At 71.9% G+C, this 17,062-nt stretch carries 16 protein-coding genes; 11 read left to right on the forward strand and 5 right to left on the reverse strand.

Annotated elements, in window-relative coordinates:
- Positions 1 to 55 precede the first annotated feature (55 nt).
- Positions 56 to 601 carry a DUF4365 domain-containing protein gene (locus DEJ50_RS27470; RefSeq protein ID WP_150210764.1) on the forward strand — a complete coding sequence of 182 codons (546 nt, stop codon included), beginning with the start codon at positions 56 to 58 and terminating at the stop codon, positions 599 to 601.
- The gene (locus DEJ50_RS27475; RefSeq protein ID WP_223837930.1) at positions 601 to 1,761 is read left to right on the forward strand and encodes a hypothetical protein; all 1,161 of its coding nucleotides are present in this window, start codon (positions 601 to 603) and stop codon (positions 1,759 to 1,761) included. The genes DEJ50_RS27470 and DEJ50_RS27475 overlap by 1 nt, the downstream gene beginning before the upstream one ends.
- Positions 1,762 to 1,809: 48 nt before the next feature.
- Here DEJ50_RS27475 and DEJ50_RS35315 read toward each other — a convergent pair whose 3' ends face one another.
- Positions 1,810 to 2,331, reverse strand: coding sequence for a GNAT family N-acetyltransferase (locus DEJ50_RS35315; protein ID WP_150210765.1), 522 nt, complete (start codon positions 2,329 to 2,331; stop codon positions 1,810 to 1,812).
- 164 nt (positions 2,332 to 2,495) lie between these two features.
- Here DEJ50_RS35315 and thrS point away from each other — a divergent pair, with 164 nt between their 5' ends.
- A complete protein-coding gene (thrS, locus tag DEJ50_RS27485; protein WP_150210766.1) occupies positions 2,496 to 4,472 on the forward strand; it encodes a threonine--tRNA ligase in 1,977 nt (658 codons plus the stop codon).
- A 30-nt stretch (positions 4,473 to 4,502) separates the two neighbouring features.
- Here thrS and DEJ50_RS27490 read toward each other — a convergent pair whose 3' ends face one another.
- Positions 4,503 to 5,201 carry a potassium channel family protein gene (locus DEJ50_RS27490; RefSeq protein WP_150210767.1) on the reverse strand — a complete coding sequence of 233 codons (699 nt, stop codon included), beginning with the start codon at positions 5,199 to 5,201 and terminating at the stop codon, positions 4,503 to 4,505.
- A gap of 67 nt (positions 5,202 to 5,268) precedes the next feature.
- On the opposite strand from DEJ50_RS27490, the gene DEJ50_RS27495 reads away from it, so the two are divergent.
- Positions 5,269 to 5,829, forward strand: coding sequence for an HIT family protein (locus DEJ50_RS27495; RefSeq protein ID WP_150210768.1), 561 nt, complete (start codon positions 5,269 to 5,271; stop codon positions 5,827 to 5,829).
- Between the two features lie 231 nt (positions 5,830 to 6,060).
- Here the strand turns inward: DEJ50_RS27495 and DEJ50_RS27500 are convergent, their stop codons facing one another.
- Positions 6,061 to 7,725 (reverse strand): hypothetical protein, encoded by a 1,665-nt coding sequence (locus tag DEJ50_RS27500; protein WP_150210769.1) that lies wholly within the window; start codon positions 7,723 to 7,725, stop codon positions 6,061 to 6,063.
- A 130-nt stretch (positions 7,726 to 7,855) separates the two neighbouring features.
- Complete coding sequence (locus DEJ50_RS27505) at positions 7,856 to 10,057, reverse strand: elongation factor G-like protein EF-G2 (protein WP_150212397.1); 2,202 nt, start codon at positions 10,055 to 10,057, stop codon at positions 7,856 to 7,858.
- A 188-nt stretch (positions 10,058 to 10,245) separates the two neighbouring features.
- Between DEJ50_RS27505 and pgsA the strand changes: the two genes are divergently transcribed.
- Genes pgsA through DEJ50_RS27520 form a run of 3 tightly spaced genes read left to right on the forward strand, consistent with a single transcriptional unit; the run spans position 10,246 to position 13,054 of the window.
- Positions 10,246 to 10,953 (forward strand): phosphatidylinositol phosphate synthase, encoded by a 708-nt coding sequence (gene pgsA / locus DEJ50_RS27510; RefSeq protein ID WP_150210770.1) that lies wholly within the window; start codon positions 10,246 to 10,248, stop codon positions 10,951 to 10,953.
- Positions 10,953 to 11,888, forward strand: coding sequence for a phosphatidylinositol mannoside acyltransferase (locus DEJ50_RS27515; protein WP_150210771.1), 936 nt, complete (start codon positions 10,953 to 10,955; stop codon positions 11,886 to 11,888). The genes pgsA and DEJ50_RS27515 overlap by 1 nt, the downstream gene beginning before the upstream one ends.
- Positions 11,885 to 13,054 carry a glycosyltransferase family 4 protein gene (locus tag DEJ50_RS27520; protein ID WP_150210772.1) on the forward strand — a complete coding sequence of 390 codons (1,170 nt, stop codon included), beginning with the start codon at positions 11,885 to 11,887 and terminating at the stop codon, positions 13,052 to 13,054. The genes DEJ50_RS27515 and DEJ50_RS27520 overlap by 4 nt, the downstream gene beginning before the upstream one ends.
- A gap of 199 nt (positions 13,055 to 13,253) precedes the next feature.
- Here the strand turns inward: DEJ50_RS27520 and DEJ50_RS27525 are convergent, their stop codons facing one another.
- Positions 13,254 to 13,877: a hypothetical protein gene (locus DEJ50_RS27525; protein ID WP_150210773.1), complete on the reverse strand. Its 624-nt coding sequence runs from the start codon at positions 13,875 to 13,877 to the stop codon at positions 13,254 to 13,256.
- Between the two features lie 85 nt (positions 13,878 to 13,962).
- Here DEJ50_RS27525 and DEJ50_RS27530 point away from each other — a divergent pair, with 85 nt between their 5' ends.
- The 4 genes from DEJ50_RS27530 to DEJ50_RS27545 all read left to right on the forward strand — a co-directional run bounded on the left by DEJ50_RS27530 (position 13,963) and on the right by DEJ50_RS27545 (position 16,994).
- Entirely contained in the window at positions 13,963 to 14,502 is a 540-nt protein-coding gene (locus DEJ50_RS27530; protein ID WP_150210774.1) for a hypothetical protein, read from the forward strand.
- 155 nt (positions 14,503 to 14,657) lie between these two features.
- Positions 14,658 to 15,578, forward strand: coding sequence for a pyridoxal 5'-phosphate synthase lyase subunit PdxS (gene pdxS, locus DEJ50_RS27535; protein ID WP_150210775.1), 921 nt, complete (start codon positions 14,658 to 14,660; stop codon positions 15,576 to 15,578).
- A gap of 12 nt (positions 15,579 to 15,590) precedes the next feature.
- Complete coding sequence (pdxT, locus tag DEJ50_RS27540; protein WP_150210776.1) at positions 15,591 to 16,184, forward strand: pyridoxal 5'-phosphate synthase glutaminase subunit PdxT; 594 nt, start codon at positions 15,591 to 15,593, stop codon at positions 16,182 to 16,184.
- Positions 16,185 to 16,241: 57 nt separating this feature from the next.
- Positions 16,242 to 16,994 (forward strand): YebC/PmpR family DNA-binding transcriptional regulator, encoded by a 753-nt coding sequence (locus tag DEJ50_RS27545; protein ID WP_150210777.1) that lies wholly within the window; start codon positions 16,242 to 16,244, stop codon positions 16,992 to 16,994.
- Positions 16,995 to 17,062 lie beyond the last annotated feature (68 nt).

Here is a 17,062-nt window from a genome sequence, read left to right on the forward strand (position 1 = left end):
ACAGGTGAACGGTCGTCACAATCCGGCCAGTCGAGCCTGGAAGGCATGGGGAGCCATGGCGCTCGCGCATCCCGAGCCGGGTGAGGTGCTGCGCGGCAGCCTCGCCACCACCGCCTGCATGGAAACCCTCCAGGTGGGCTATCTGCACGCGGTCGCCGCCGCCGCGGGCTGCTCGCTGTCCCAGCCGTTCCCGGACAACGGCATCGACTGGCACGTCAGCCACGGCGCGGCCGAGCACACGGTCGACGACGAGGTCACCGTCAAGGTGCAGCTGAAGGCCACCTACCAGGTGGCCGCCCGGCCGCCCGGGCCGACCTTCGCCTTCACCCTGGACAACGAGCACCTGCAGAAACTGGCCCGGACCCCGGTCGCCGTCCACAAGATCCTCGTGGTGATGGTCGTACCGCGGGAGCGCCGGGACTGGCTCGACGCCCGGCACGAGCGGCTGGGCCTGCGGCACTGCTGCTACTGGACCAACCTGGCCGGCCACCCCGTGACGGGCCGGCGCCGCACCACCGTCCGGATCCCGACCTCGAGGATCTTCGACGACCGCGCGCTGTGCGAGATCATGACCCGGGTCGGGTCGGGAGGGACACCCTGATGCACTGGCAGTCGCCGAAGCCCGAGCCCGCCACCGATCTCCCGGGCCTGGACCCGGGACAGGTCGACCCGGCCGTCCTGGCCGCCCTGTTGCACCGGCACGGCTGGCAGCGGCGCGGGGGCGCCGCCGGCCGGTACGGCCGCTGGACACCGCCCGGCCGGGCCGGCACCAGCCTGCTGGTCCCGGAGAACCGTGCCTTCCCGGACTGCACGGACCTGCTGGACGAGGCGATCACCGCGCTCGGCCGCAGCGGGCTCCCCTCGGCCCGGGAGGTGCTGTACGGGCTGACCGTGCCGAGCGACGAAATCCGCTGGGCCCGCGAGACGGCGCCGGCCGCCGAGTCCTCCTGGACCGCACAGGAACAACTCCGGTCGGCGGCCCGGCACCTGCTGGTCGCGGGCGCCCTCGCCGACCGGGCCCGGGCCGGCTACTACGGCGCACGATGGCGCGGCCAGGCGGAACGGTCCCTGGACGGGGTACTGGTGGGCCCGGCGCCAACCGGGCGCCGGCTGACCGCGTACGTCCCGGTGGACGGCGGCCGGGGGACGGTGACCCGGCTGCACCATGCGCTGCACGCGGCCCGGGAGGCGGTGGACTACCAGCGGACCACGGGCGGCATGGAAGCCTTCGACGCGGCGGTCGCGGCCGGAGTCAGCCGGGAGCTCGCCGAGGCACTGATCGCGCTGGTCCACGGCACGGAGGGGGCGACGGTCGCGCTGGCCTGGGCGCCGGCCGCCGGGGTACCGGCGGGCTGCGCGGCCCGCCCCGAGCCGGTCGAGTTCTCCCCGGGCGACCTGCCGGCGCTGCGGGACGCGGCCACCCGCTACACCCGGGACGAACCGGCGGTGCCGGTCAGCCTGGCGGGCGCGGTGGTCCGGATGCGCCGCTCGGCACCGGGGGGCGGCGGGACGGTCAGGCTGCGCGTGCTGTCCGGCGCGGAGATCGCGTACGTCCGGGCTGCGCTGGACGAGGAGGCGTACGGGGTGGCGGGCCATGCCCACCTGGCCGGCATCCCGGTCCGGCTCAGCGGCCGGCTGGAGCGCCGCGGCGGCTTCCGCCGTCTGACGGAGGTCTCGGACGTCTCCCCGGTCCCCCTGGACGAGGTCGACCGCGACCGCCTCCGGAAGTCCCTGGAGGACGACACCCTCCCGGACGCCTGACTTCCAGGAGGCCGCGGGCCCCCGGGGCGGCCGGAGCCGCCGGGCCGCCTAGCGGTGGCGGGGGTGGGGTGCGGGGCGGTGGAAGGAGGCCATCCGGAGCCCTGGGGCGGGGGAGAAGTCCGCCCCGCGGACGAAGCCCAGCCGCTCGTACAGGGCGACCGCCGGAGCGTTGGCCGCACCCGTGGTCACCTCCGCCGCGCGCCCGGCCGCCACCTCCTCCAGGAAGTACCGGACCAGCTGCGAGGCGATCCCCTTGCGGAACCAGGCCGGGTCCACGCACAGCCGGTCGATCCGGGCCGCCGCCGCGCCCGCGCCGGCACCCGTCGTCGGCGCCGGCGCCGGCTCCTCCCAGGCCAGCGCCCCGGCCAGACCGCCGTCCCGGTCCGCCGCCACCCCCACCCACCGCAACGGCCGCGCCCGTAGCTCCGCCAGGCTCTCCCGGAGCCCCGGGATCCCGTCAAAGCCGATCAGCTCCGCCTCCACGGCGTAGGACGCCCGTCCGAGGCGCTGCACGGCCTCCGCGACCGCGTCCTGCGCGAGGTCCAAGGGCTGTACGAGCGGGTCGGGCATGGGCGTGTTCCCTCCGGGGGCAGACGGGCGTACGGGCTCCGCACGGGCCCACCCTCGCCGCCATCCCGCTCCGCCGCCAACCGTTTAGCGGTCGGCCCGCCCCTCTCGGTACGATTCAGGCGCGCGCAGTGTCCGCTGCCGCACCCCTGAGTCAGGAGAGACCGGTGTCAGACGTCCGTGTGATCATCCAACGCGATTCCGAGCGGGAAGAGCGCGTGGTGACTACGGGCACTACGGCGGCGGACCTCTTCTCCGGCGAGCGCACCGTCATCGCGGCGCGCGTCGCGGGCGAGCTCAAGGACCTCGCGTACGAGGTGAGGGACGGCGAGTCCGTCGAGCCGGTGGAGATCTCCTCCCCGGACGGCCTGGACATCCTTCGCCACTCGACCGCGCACGTCATGGCCCAGGCCGTGCAGGAGCTCTTCCCCGAGGCCAAGCTGGGCATCGGCCCGCCGGTCCGGGACGGCTTCTACTACGACTTCGACGTCGAGAAGCCCTTCACCCCCGATGACCTCAAGGCCATCGAGAAGAAGATGCAGGAGATCCAGAAGCGCGGGCAGAAGTTCGCCCGCCGCGTCGTCTCCGACGAGGCCGCCCGCGAGGAGCTCGCGGACGAGCCGTACAAGCTGGAGCTCATCGGCATCAAGGGCTCGGCATCGACCGAGGACGGCGCCAGCGTCGAGGTGGGCGGCGGCGAGCTGACCATCTACGACAACCTGGACGCCAAGACCGGTGACCTGTGCTGGAAGGACCTCTGCCGCGGTCCGCACCTGCCCACCACCCGGAACATCCCGGCCTTCAAGCTGATGCGCAACGCCGCCGCCTACTGGCGCGGCAGCGAGAAGAACCCGATGCTCCAGCGCATCTACGGCACCGCGTGGCCGTCGAAGGAGGAGCTGAAGGCCCACCTCGACTTCCTCGCCGAGGCCGAGAAGCGCGACCACCGCCGGCTCGGCAACGAGCTGGACCTCTTCTCCGTCCCGGACGAGATCGGCTCCGGCCTCGCCGTCTTCCACCCCAAGGGCGGCATCATCCGCCGCACCATGGAGGACTACTCGCGCCGCCGGCACGAGGAGGAGGGCTACGAGTTCGTCTACTCCCCGCACGCCACCAAGGGCGCCCTCTTCGAGAAGAGCGGTCACCTGGACTGGTACGCGGAGGGCATGTACCCCCCCATGCAGCTCGACGGTGGTACCGACTACTACCTCAAGCCCATGAACTGCCCGATGCACAACCTGATCTTCGACGCGCGCGGCCGGTCCTACCGCGAACTGCCGCTCCGCCTGTTCGAGTTCGGCACGGTGTACCGGTACGAGAAGTCCGGTGTGGTGCACGGCCTGACCCGGGCCCGCGGCTTCACCCAGGACGACGCGCACATCTACTGCACCCGCGAGCAGATGGCGGAGGAGCTGGACCGGACGCTGACCTTCGTGCTGAACCTGCTCCGCGACTACGGTCTGACCGACTTCTACCTGGAGCTCTCCACCAAGGACCCGGAGAAGTACGTCGGCACCGACGAGGCGTGGGAGGAGGCCACCGCGGTCCTCCAGCAGGTCGCCGAGAAGCAGGGCCTCCCGCTGACCCCCGACCCGGGCGGCGCGGCCTTCTACGGCCCGAAGATCTCGGTGCAGGCGCGCGACGCCATCGGCCGGACCTGGCAGATGTCGACCGTGCAGCTGGACTTCAACCTGCCCGAGCGCTTCGACCTGGAGTACACCGGCCCGGACGGCTCCCGCCAGCGCCCCGTCATGATCCACCGGGCCCTGTTCGGCTCGATCGAGCGGTTCTTCGCGGTGCTGCTGGAGCACTACGCGGGCGCCATGCCGCCGTGGCTGGCCCCGGTCCAGGCCGTGGGCATCCCGATCGGCGACGTGCACGTGGAGTACCTGCAGGAGTTCGCCGCCGAGGCGAAGAAGAAGGGCCTGCGGGTGGAGGTGGACGCCTCCTCCGACCGGATGCAGAAGAAGATCCGCAACCAGCAGAAGCAGAAGGTCCCGTTCATGATCATCGTCGGTGACGAGGACATGGCCGCCGGCACCGTCTCCTTCCGCTACCGCGACGGTTCGCAGGAGAACGGCATCGCGAAGGACGAGGCCCTCGCCAAGCTGGTGCAGGTCGTCGAGGACCGCGTCCAGGTCTGACGGACAGGAAACGGGGGCCCGGGGGAGTGATCACTTCCCCGGGCCCCCGCTCCCGTCCTCGCCGCCGGTCCGGCCCTGCTGCCGCTTCTCGTCCTCCCGGGCGAACACCGCCAGCAGCCAGGACGAGAAGGAACCGGTCACCGCACCCAGCAGCGCCAGCCCGCAGACCATCAGCAGGACCGCGATCCCCCGGCCCCCCGCGGTCACCGGGACCACGTCCCCGTAGCCCACGGTGGTGAGCGTCTCGCACACCCACCAGAGCGCGTCTCCGAAGGTGCGGATCGATGCCCCGGGGGCGCCCCGCTCCTGCTGGTAGACGGCCAGCGCCCCGGAGAAGCCCAGCAGGACGGCGGAGAGCCCGGCGTAGGTGATCGCCCGCGCGTAGAGGCTGTACCGCGGCTGGTCGCGGCGCCGCTGCACCGCCGTGTACACCTTGACCACCCGCAGCGGGCGCAGCAGCGGCAGCAGCAGGACGAGGGTGTCCAGCCAGTGCGTACGGGCGAAGCGCCACAGGCCGAGGCCGCTCAGCTGCCGCCGTACCAGGTAGTCCACCCCGAAGCAGAGCCAGCTCAGGGCGATCACCGCCAGCGCGATGTCCTGCAGGATCGGGTCACCGTGGGCCAGCACGCTCACCGCGTATCCGGCCAGGAAGAGCAGGGAGGCCGCGAGCAGCGGGAGCTCGGCGCGGTCCTCCCAGCGCCGCAACATGAGGTTCGCCTGGTCGTCCATGGGGCCAGCATCGCCGCCCCCGGGGCGATCTCCGCCCCGGCGACACGCCGACCGGCGGCAAGGTCATATGCTGCATGCCATGACGACTGAGCCGGAGCAGCAGATCGGTGTGGGCACACAGGACGCCTTCCAGCGGCTGTGGACGCCTCACCGGATGGCGTACATCCAGGGGGAGAACAAGCCGACCGGCCCGGAGGCCGGCGACGGCTGCCCCTTCTGCGGCATTCCGAACATGTCGGACGAGGACGGGCTGGTCGTCGCCCGTGGCAAGCACGTGTACGCCGTGCTGAACCTCTACCCGTACAACGGCGGGCACCTCATGGTGGTCCCGTACCGGCACGTCGCCGACTACACCGAGCTGGACAGCCTGGAGACCGCCGAGCTGGCGGACCTCACCAAGCGGGCCATGGTCGCGCTGCGCAAGGCCTCCGGGGCGCACGGGTTCAACATCGGGATGAACCAGGGTGCGGCGGCCGGGGCCGGCATCGCCGCGCACCTGCACCAGCACATCGTGCCGCGGTGGGGCGGGGACACGAACTTCATGCCGGTGGTCGGCCACACCAAGGTGCTTCCGCAGCTGCTCGCGGACACCCGCCAGATGCTGTCCGAGGCCTGGCCCCAGGACTAGGGGGTGTCCGGCGGATCATGGCCGGGCCCGGCCCGCCTGGCACCGCGGCTTGCCGCGTTGTCGTCGGTCGCCGACGTCCCCCAGCTACCGCTGGGAGGTGCCCCCACCGCGTCGACTCCCTCCTCCGCCTTGCAATCCACGGCACCAGACGACCCGGGCCATCCGGCCCTGATCCACCGGACACCCCCAAGCGGTTCGTGTGCGCGGCCGGGCCGGGCCCGGCCGCGCGGCTTATGCGTCGTACACGTCCACCTTGCGCGGCCCGGGCTCCTGGACCATACCGCTGACGATCATCGAGCGGTTGTTGAAGCGTTCGATGTCGCAGCCGTTCTCCTTCAGGACCCGCATCGCGGCTGCATGCACCACCCGCAGGACCGGAGTGGCGGCGCGCATCGCATCGTCGGCCATGAACCGGTGCCGCCACATCGAGCCGGCCCACACATGCCGGGCGCCGAAGGGCTCGGGCAGGATCAGCTTTCCGCCGAGCCATTCGAGGACCGGCGGGTACCAGGTCAGCGGGGCGCGGACCATCAGGCGGACCACCTCGGAGGTGTCGCACACCGGCAGCATGCGCTCCGTGGTCTCCCAGAACCGGAGGGTCTTGGAGACCTCGATCTTCTTGGGCTCGGACTTGCTGGTGAACAGGCCGTGCACCGGGCCCAGGGCATGGCCGGTGACCTCCACCCGGAGGGTCTGGTAGAGCACGGTGACCGTCACCATCATGGTGATCACCAGCTGGCCGTCCCACAGCGGCCACTGGATGCCGAGGTAGTGCCGGTTGCCGGCGCTGAACTGCTGCTCGTTGCAGATACGGGTTATTTCGTGCGGCTTGACCTGGAAGCCGTCGACGTTGTCGCCGGCCGGGCGGGCCACCTCCTTGGCGCCCTCGCCGACCGGGGCGACCACCCAGTGCTTGATCTCGGGGGTGGGGAAGCCGCCGGTGTGCAGGGGGCCGCGCTCGATCAGGCGGAGCTGGTCGTGGATGGCCCGGATGACGTCCCAGCTGCGGAAGGGGTGGATCTCGGTGCCCTCGGTCTGCGGGACCAGCTCCTCGGCCAGCTGCCAGCTGCCCCAGCGGGTGCCCATCCCGAGTATGCCCTTGGGTCCGGCGTAGAAGACGGAGTTGCTGCGGTCCTCGGCGGTGAGCTTGGCGAGCTGGTGGCGGAGGTCCTCGGCGGCCTTCTCACCGGGCTTGCCGGACGGAACGGCCTCCGGGATCTTGGCACCGACGCCGCCCCCGGACAGCAGGCCGTCCCAGCGGGCGCGCAGGTCGACGGCGGTGCTCTCACAGATCCGGCGGGCCAGGAACCAGCCGACGGCCGGCGCGATGATCATGCCGCGCAGGTAGTACGCCCAGAAGCCGGTGTAGGGCAGCCGGAACATCAGCACCAGGGCCGCCAGGGCCACACCGACCAGCACGGCCGTGCCGATCCAGGAGGCGTGCCTGCTCTCGTTCTTGGCGAGCATCTTGCGGATCTGGAACAGCCCCAGCCAGAGCAGCATGCCGGGCAGGAACAGCACGCCGAACAGCAGGGTGATCAGGCGCAGCCGGCTGTCGCGCTCCTTGCGGATCCGGGAGGCGGCCAGGCAGTGCTCGACCACGGTCTGCGGGTCGGCGCCGAAGGACTGGATCAGCGGTTTGCGGGCGGCCCCGAGCATCCGGGCCTCCACCGCACGGGAGAAGGCCTCGCCCAGATTCGGCTTGAAAACGGTGGCCCAGGCACGGCCGGCCTTGACCGTGGACTCGTAGTGCTCGTTGTTGGCCTTGAGGATGTCGTCGACCGGGCTGTCCCGGTAGGCGGCGGAGGCGAGCGCATGGGTCGCCGCGGTCTGGCCCCCCGCCCCCTGCAGCGGGACCTGCGCTCCCGGCCTGAAGTCGAAACCGTCGTCCGCCACCGCTGACCGCCCCCATCGTTTCGTGCTGTGCCCGTTGTGCCGTGTTGTCCCGCCCCTGTCGCATATGGGACAGGGAAATGCCGCCCACCGCAAGCTGGTTGGGTGGGCGGCCGGTCACACGCTATGACAACTAGGTTCCCCTCTCCGCTTGTTCGCGAATCTTGTCCGCCAGCTGCGGGGGCATCGGCTCGTGCCGGGCGTAACTGCGGCTGAACCGGCCGGTTCCGTGCGAGACCGAGCGGAGGTCCACGGCGTACCGGTCGATTTCGATCTCCGGGATCTCGGACCGTACCAAGGTCCGTCCGGGGCCGGCCTGTTCGGTGCCGACCACCCGTCCGCGGCGGCCCGCGAGATCGCTCATCACGGCGCCGACGTACTCGTCGGGGATCATCACGGCCAGTTCGGCGACCGGTTCGAGGAGGTGGATCCTGGCCTCGCCGGCGGCCTCGCGCAGGGCCAGGGCGCCGGCCGTCTGGAAGGCGGCGTCGGAGGAGTCCACCGAGTGCGCCTTCCCGTCGCGCAGGGTGATCCGTACGTCGACCAGCGGATAGCCGGCCGCCACGCCCTTCGCGGCCTGGCCGCGGACGCCCTTCTCCACCGACGGGATGAACGAGCGCGGGACGGCTCCGCCGACCACCTTGTCGACGAACTCGATCCCGCTGCCGGGCGGCAGCGGCTCGACCTCGATCTCGCAGATGGCGTACTGGCCGTGGCCGCCGGACTGTTTGACGTGCCGGCCGCGGCCGGTGGCCCGGTCGCCGAAGGTCTCGCGGAGGCTGACCTTGTGCGGCACCGGGTCGACCTGGACCCCGTACCGGGTACGCAGCCGTTCCAGGGCCACGTCCTGGTGGGCCTCGCCGAGGCACCACAGGACCACCTGGTGGGTGTGCTGGTTCTGCTCCAGCCGCATGGTCGGGTCCTCGGCGACCAGCCGGGACAGCCCCTGCGAGAGCTTGTCCTCGTCGGCCTTGCTGTGCGCCTCGATGGCCAGGGGGAGCAGCGGGTCGGGCATCACCCAGGGCTCCATCAGCAGCGGGTCGTCCTTCGCGGACAGGGTGTCGCCGGTCTCCGCACGCGTGAGCTTGGCCACGCAGGCCAGATCGCCGGCGATGGCCCGGGTGAGGGTGCGCTGCTGCTTGCCGAAGGGGGCGGTGAGGGCGCCGACCCGCTCGTCGACATCGTGGTCCTCGTGGCCGCGGTCGGCGAGCCCGTGCCCGGACACATGGACGGTCTCGTCGGGCCGCAGGGTGCCGGAGAAGACCCGGACCAGGGAGACCCGGCCGACATAGGGGTCGGAGGAGGTCTTCACGACCTCGGCGAGAAGCGGGCCGTCGGGGTCGCAGACGGCGTCGGGGCGGGGGCGGCCGTCCGGGGTGGTGACCGGGAGGGCGGTGCGCTCCAGCGGGGTGGGGAAGCCGCCGGTGATCAGTTCGAGGAGTTCGACGGTGCCCAGGCCCTGGCGGGCGCCGTCGGCGGCGGGGGCGGCCATCAGCACGGGGTGGAAGGTGCCGCGGGCGACGGCCCGTTCGAGGTCGTCGACCAGGGTCTTGACGTCGATGTCCTCGCCGCCGAGGTAGCGGTCCATCAGGGACTCGTCCTCGCTCTCGGCGATGATCCCCTCGATGAGCCGGTTGCGGGCGTCGGAGATGAGCTCCAGCTCGGCGGGGTCCGGGTCGCGCTCCACCCGCTCCCCGGAGGCGTAGTCGTACACCCGGCGGGACAGCAGGCCGAGCAGCCCGGTGACGGGGGAGTGGCCGTCCGGGCCGGCCGGTCCGTACAGCGGGAGGTAGAGGGGGACGACGGCATCGGGGTCGTCCGCGCCGAAGATCTCGCCGCAGACGGCGGTCATCTGCGCGTAGTCGGCCCGGGATGCCTCCAGATGGGTGACGACGATGGCCCGGGGCATGCCCACGGCCTCGCATTCCTCCCAGACCATGCGGGTGGCCCCGTCGACCCCGTCGGAGGCCGAGACGACGAAAAGGGCCGCGTCCGCTGCGCGCAGACCGGCCCTGAGCTCACCGACGAAGTCGGCGTATCCGGGGGTGTCCAGGATGTTGATCTTGATTCCGCCCCATTCGACCGGGACGAGGGAGAGCTGGACCGAGCGCTGCTGCCGGTGCTCGATCTCGTCGTAGTCGGAGACGGTCCCGCCGTCCTCGACGCGTCCGGCCCGGTTCACCGCCCCCGAGGTCAGGGCCAGGGCTTCGACCAGCGTGGTCTTTCCGGCACCGCTGTGGCCGACCAGCACCACGTTCCGCAGGGACGAGGGCCGCTCGGCCGTCAGTGCCCTGCCGGCGGCTCCGGGCTGTTGCGTGTGTGATTTGTCGCCCATGTTGCTCGTGCCTCCCGGTGCGACGGTGAGGAGGATGGAGTCCTTGAAGCTTTGCACCGCCGTCACCCACCGTCCATACGTAAGTGACACAACGGTGGGTGCGCGGCATCGGGTGCCGTGGCCGCTGGCTACGATGGGCCAGCCGGTGGCCGTGGTGGCCGTGCGGCCCAGCGACCCCTGGGAAGACCATGCTGAACAAGTACGCGCGTGCCTTCTTCACGCGTGTTCTCACCCCGTTCGCCGCGTTCCTGCTCCGGCGGGGGGTGAGCCCGGACGCGGTCACCCTGATCGGCACGGCCGGAGTGGTGGCCGGTGCGCTGGTCTTCTTCCCCCGCGGCGAGTTCTTCTGGGGCACGATCACCATCACCGCCTTCGTCTTCTCCGATCTGGTGGACGGGAACATGGCCCGCCAGGCCGGGGTGTCCAGCCGGTGGGGGGCCTTCCTCGACTCCACCCTGGACCGGGTCGCGGACGCGGCGATCTTCGGCGGCCTGGCGCTCTGGTACGCGGGCGGCGGCGACAACAACGCCCTGTGTGCGGTGGCGATCTTCTGCCTGGCCAGCGGTCAGGTGGTTTCGTACACCAAGGCCCGGGGCGAGTCGATCGGGCTGCCGGTGGCCGTCAACGGCCTGATCGAGCGGGCCGAGCGGCTGGTGATCTCGCTGGTCGCGGCCGGTCTCTCCGGGCTGCAGACCTTCGGTGTGCCCTCCTGGATCGGGGTGCTGCTGCCGGTCGCGCTCTGGGTGGTGGCCGTGGGCTCGCTGGTGACGCTGATCCAGCGGGTGGTGACCGTACGCCGGGAGGCGGCGGAGGCGGATGCCGTGGCCTCCGACGGGGCCGACGGCTCCGGCACCTCGGCCTCCTCCGCCGGCTCCTCCGAGAACGGCGCCGTCTGATGGGTTCGATGCGGGACCGGCTGACCGACGGACTGTACGGAGCCGGCTGGGCCGGGGTGAAGAAGCTGCCCGAGCCGGCGGCCGTCGCCCTGGGCCGGCGGATCGCCGACTTCGTCTGGAAGCGGCACGGCCGCAGCGTGCAGCGGCTGGAGTCGAACCTGGCTCGAGTGCTGCCGGAGGCCGGGCCGGAGCAGCTGCGCGAGCTCTCCCGGGCGGGCATGCGCTCGTACATGCGCTACTGGATGGAATCCTTCCGGCTGCCCGCCGTGCCCAAGGAGCGCTTCGGCCGGGACGTGCGGATAGAGGACGACCACATCCTCCGGGAGGCACTCGCCTCCGGCCGCGGAGTGATCGTCGCGCTGCCGCACCTGGCCAACTGGGACCTGGCGGGCGCCTGGGCCACCACCCACCTGGGAATCCCCTTCACCACGGTCGCCGAGCGCCTCAAGCCGGAGACGCTGTTCGACCGCTTCGTGGCCTACCGGGAGAGCCTGGGCATGGAGGTGCTGCCACACACCGGCGGCGCCGCCTTCGGCACGCTCGCCCGACGGCTGCGGGCCGGCGGGCTGGTCTGCCTGGTCGCCGACCGGGACCTGTCCTCCTCCGGCGTCGAGGTGGAGTTCTTCGGCGCCACCGCCCGGATGCCGGCCGGACCCGCGCTGCTCGCCCAGCAGACCGGGGCGGTCCTGCTGCCGGCCACCCTCTGGTACGGGGACAGCCCCCGGATGTACGGCCGCATCCACCCGCCGGTGCCGGTGCCCGAGACGGGCACCCGGCCGGCCAAGACCGCCGCGATGACCCAGATGGTGGCCGACGCCTTCGCGTCCGGCATCGCCGAGCACCCCGAGGACTGGCACATGCTCCAGCGGCTGTGGCTGGACGACCTGGAGCCGCGAGGGAACGGGCCGCACGAGGCAGCGGAGGCCGGGGCGTGAAGATCGGCATCGTCTGCCCGTACTCCTGGGACGTCCCCGGCGGCGTCCAGTTCCACATCCGCGACCTGGCCGAACATCTGATCGGGCTCGGCCACGAGGTGTCCGTGCTCGCTCCGGCGGACGACGACACCCCGCTGCCGCCGTACGTGGTCTCGGCCGGCCGCGCGGTTCCGGTGCCGTACAACGGTTCGGTGGCCCGGCTGAACTTCGGCTTCCTGTCCGCCGCACGGGTCCGGCGCTGGCTGCACGACGGCACCTTCGACGTGATCCACATTCACGAGCCGGCCTCGCCCTCGCTCGGGCTGCTGTCCTGCTGGGCGGCGCACGGCCCGATCGTGGCCACCTTCCACACCTCGAACCCGAGGTCCCGGGCGATGATCGCCGCGTACCCGATCCTGCAGCCCGCCCTGGAGAAGATCAGCGCACGGATCGCGGTCAGCGAGTACGCCCGGCGCACCCTGGTGGAACACCTGGGCGGCGATGCGGTGGTCATCCCCAACGGGGTCGACGTGGACTTCTTCGCCCGGGCCGAGCCCAACCCCGAGTGGGCGGGCACCACCCTGGGCTTCATCGGCCGGATCGACGAGCCCCGCAAGGGCCTGCCCGTGCTGATGGCGGCCTTCCCGAAGATCGCGGAGGCCTGCCCGGACGTCCGCCTGCTGGTCGCCGGCCGCGGCGACGAGGAGGAGGCGGTCGCCACCCTGCCGCCGGAGCTCCGCGCCAAGGTGACCTTCCTGGGCATGGTCTCGGACGAGGACAAGGCGCGGCTGCTGCGCAGCGTGGACGTGTACGTCGCCCCGAACACGGGCGGCGAGAGCTTCGGCATCATCCTGGTCGAGGCGCTGTCGGCGGGCGCCACCGTGCTCGCCTCCGACCTCGACGCCTTCGCCCAGGTCCTGGACCAGGGCGCGGCGGGCGAGCTCTTCGCCAACGAGGACCCGGACGCCCTGGCCGCCGCCGCGATCGGGCTGCTCCGCGACCCGGACCGCCGGACCGCCCTGGCGGTCCACGGCTCGGCCCACGTCCGCCGCTTCGACTGGTCCACGGTCGGTGCGGACATCCTGGCCGTCTACGAGACGGTGACGATGGGCGCGGCGGCGGTCGCCACCGACGAACGCGTCCCGCTCCGCACCCGGCTGGGCCTGACCCGCGACCCGGGGGCCTGACGGCCCTGCCTGCCGGCAGATTCGGCAGCGGCCACGGCCCCGCGGGCGCCGCTCGGCCCGGTACCGGCACCGGGCGGGCCGCGAGCCGGGAGCCTGACGGGGGTGGCCGGCGCGGGGCCGGCTTGTCGGCCGGTTCCGTGGCTGCCATGGCGCCGCGGGCGCCGCTCGGCCCGGGTAGGCGGGCCGAGCGCCGCCCCGCTCAGGGGACCGTGATCCGGCGGTCGGGGCGCCCTGAGGGGGCGACGCCGACCAGGTACGTCTCACCGCCGGAGGTGTCCAGGCGGACCCGGCCGGGTCCGTCCCAGACCGCCGCGGCCAGCCCGTCGTACGCCTCGTCGCCGTGGAAGGAGCCCACCAGCCAGCGCCGCTCCAGCGGCCAGTCGCCCTGCCGTACGTACACCAGCCAGACCGGGTCCGGGCCCGACTCGGTGCGGTGCACGAGGAGGTGCCGGTCGTCCCGCCCGGGGGCCGCCACGCGCACCGACTCCGGCGCCGAGGACGTCAGCTCGGCCAGCACCAGGACCGGCAGGGTGACCAGGCTCAGGCCCACGTATCCGGCGCCCCTGACCGATCCGCTCCGCACGCCCAGCGCGAGGGCCCCGGCCAGCGAGGCCAGGACCAGCCACAGGGACGGCACCTGGTACTCCCGGGCCACGACGAGGGCCATCAGGCCGCCGTCACCGCCCCACAGCCGTCCGGCCGCCGTCCAGCCGGCCAGCGAGAGACCGGTCAGCAGCAGGGCGCCGGCGAGCAGCAGACGGGGGCGGGGGACGCGCGGGGTGCCGGACGCGGTCCCCGCCCCGGTGGCGCTCAGCGTGGTCATGACCCCACAACAGAGCACGGCCGCGGTAGGAGGCCGGTAAGGCCCGGTCGGGGCCCCGCCCACCGGACCGGTAATGTCACCCCGCGTGATCGAAACCCTCGTATGGATCGTGCTGGCGCTCGGCGTCATCGGGGTCTACCTCAGCTGGACCGCCGGGCGGCTCGACCGGTTGCACTCGCGGATGGACGCCGCCCGGGCCGCGCTCGACGCCCAGCTCCTGCGGCGGGCCTCCGTGGTGATCGAGGTGGCCACCTCCGGGGTGCTGGATCCCGCCTCCTCCCTCGTGCTCTACGAGGCCGCGCACGCCGCCCGGCAGGCCGAGGAGGACCACCGCGAGGTGGCCGAGAGCGAGCTGAGCCAGGCCCTGCGCGCCGTGTTCGCCGATGCGGCGCAGGTGGAGGCCCTCAAGGAGGCCCCGGGCGGCGAGCAGGCCGCCGAGGAGCTGGCCGCGGCCGTGCGCCGGGTGCCGATGGCCCGGCGGTTCCACAACGATGCCGTACGCGCCGCCCGCGCGCTGCGCACCCATCGCAAGGTCCGCTGGTTCAGACTGGCCGGGCACGCACCCTTCCCGCTCGCGTTCGAGATGGACGACGAGCCCCCGGCCGACCTGGCCGACCGTCCCTGACGTACCTGACCCCTGATTTGTACCCGGTGGCCAAGTTGGAAGGAGCCACCGGCTCCTTATTGGCCCTTGCAGTGGACTGGTCGGTGGCGGTTTGCTCAGCCGAGTAGATCCGTACCCCTGCGGTACAGACGTCTTCCTTCGAGTGAGGTCACCCCGTGAGCACGCTTTCCACCAACCCGCAGTCCGCTGAGTCCTCGGCGATCGGCACCTCGCGCGTCAAGCGCGGCATGGCCGAGCAGCTCAAGGGCGGCGTGATCATGGACGTGGTCAACGCCGAGCAGGCGAAGATCGCCGAGGACGCCGGCGCCGTGGCCGTCATGGCCCTGGAGCGGGTTCCCGCCGACATCCGCAAGGACGGCGGCGTCGCCCGGATGTCCGACCCCAACATGATCGAAGAGATCATCGAGGCCGTCTCCATCCCGGTCATGGCCAAGTCCCGCATCGGCCACTTCGTCGAGGCCCAGGTGCTCCAGTCCCTCGGCGTCGACTACATCGACGAGTCCGAGGTCCTGACCCCGGCCGACGAGGTCAACCACTCCGACAAGTGGGCCTTCACCACCCCCTTCGTCTGTGGCGCCACCAACCTGGGCGAGGCCCTGCGCCGCATCGCCGAGGGCGCGGCCATGATCCGCTCCAAGGGCGAGGCCGGCACCGGCAACGTGGTCGAGGCCGTCCGCCACCTGCGCCAGATCAAGAACGAGATCGCCAAGCTGCGCGGCTTCGACAACAACGAGCTGTACGCCGCCGCCAAGGAGCTCCGCGCCCCGTACGAGCTGGTCAAGGAGGTCGCCGAGCTCGGCAAGCTCCCCGTGGTGCTGTTCTCCGCCGGTGGCGTCGCCACCCCGGCCGACGCCGCCCTGATGCGCCAGCTCGGCGCCGAGGGTGTCTTCGTCGGCTCCGGCATCTTCAAGTCGGGCGACCCGGCCAAGCGCGCCGCCGCCATCGTGAAGGCCACCACCTTCTTCGACGACCCGAAGATCATCGCGGACGCCTCCCGCAACCTGGGCGAGGCCATGGTCGGCATCAACTGCGACACCCTGCCCGAGGCCGAGCGCTACGCCAACCGCGGCTGGTAAGGCACCACTCCCATGAACAACCCCCCCGTGATAGGCGTCCTGGCCCTCCAGGGCGACGTACGGGAGCACCTGATCGCCCTGGCCGCGGCGGACGCCGTGGCCAGGCCGGTCCGGCGCCCCGAGGAGCTCGCCGAGGTCGACGCCCTGGTCATCCCCGGTGGCGAGTCCACGACCATGTCGAAGCTCGCCGTCCTCTTCGGCATGCTGGAGCCGCTGCGCGAGCGCGTGCGCGCCGGCATGCCCGTCTACGGCACCTGCGCGGGCATGATCATGCTCGCCGACAAGCTGCTGGACGGCCGTGAGGACCAGGAGACGCTCGGCGGCATCGACATGATCGTCCGCCGCAACGCCTTCGGACGGCAGAACGAGTCCTTCGAGGCGCAGATCGACTTCGCCGGCATCGAGGGCGGACCGGTCGAGGGCGTCTTCATCCGCGCCCCCTGGGTGGAGTCCGTCGGCGCCGCCGCCGAGGTGCTCGCCACGTACGACGGCCACACCGTCGCCGTGCGCCAGGGCAACGTGCTCGCCACCTCCTTCCACCCGGAACTCACCGGCGACGACCGGGTCCACGCGTACTTCGTGGACATGGTGCGCGCGGGGGCGTGACGGCGCTTCGGTAGGATCGGGCACGAACACTGTTGGTTACGCGAAGGAGACAGGCGGATGTCCGGCCACTCTAAATGGGCTACGACGAAGCACAAGAAGGCCGTGATCGATGCCAAGCGCGGCAAGCTCTTCGCGAAGCTGATCAAGAACATCGAGGTCGCGGCCCGTACCGGCGGCGCCGACCCGGACGGCAACCCGACCCTCTTCGACGCCATCCAGAAGGCCAAGAAGAGCTCGGTTCCGAACAAGAACATCGACTCCGCGGTCAAGCGCGGCGGCGGTCTCGAGGCCGGCGGCGTCGACTACGCGACGATCATGTACGAGGGCTACGGTCCGAACGGTGTCGCGGTGCTCATCGAGTGCCTCACCGACAACCGCAACCGCGCCGCGTCCGACGTGCGGGTGGCCATGACCCGCAACGGCGGATCGATGGCCGACCCGGGCTCGGTCTCGTACCTGTTCAACCGCAAGGGCGTCGTCGTCCTGCCCAAGGGCGAGCTGTCCGAGGACGACGTCCTCGGTGCCGTCCTGGACGCCGGGGCCGAAGAGGTCAACGACCTCGGTGAGAACTTCGAGATCATCAGCGAATCCACCGACCTGGTCGCGGTCCGTACCGCGCTCCAGGACGCCGGCATCGACTACGACTCGGCCGAGTCCAGCTTCGTCCCGACCATGCAGGTCGAGCTGGACGAGGAGGGCGCGCGCAAGATGTTCAAGCTGATCGACGCGCTGGAGGACAGCGACGACGTGCAGAACGTCTTCGCCAACTTCGACGTCTCGGACGAGGTCATGGAGAAGGTCGACGCCTGAGGCGGCGTCCACGCTCTGACGGCGGGCCGACGGGGATCACACCCCGTCGGCCCGCCGCGTTTTCGGCG

This window comes from Streptomyces venezuelae (genome assembly GCF_008642295.1).
Taxonomy (GTDB): Bacteria; Actinomycetota; Actinomycetes; order Streptomycetales; family Streptomycetaceae; genus Streptomyces; species Streptomyces venezuelae_C.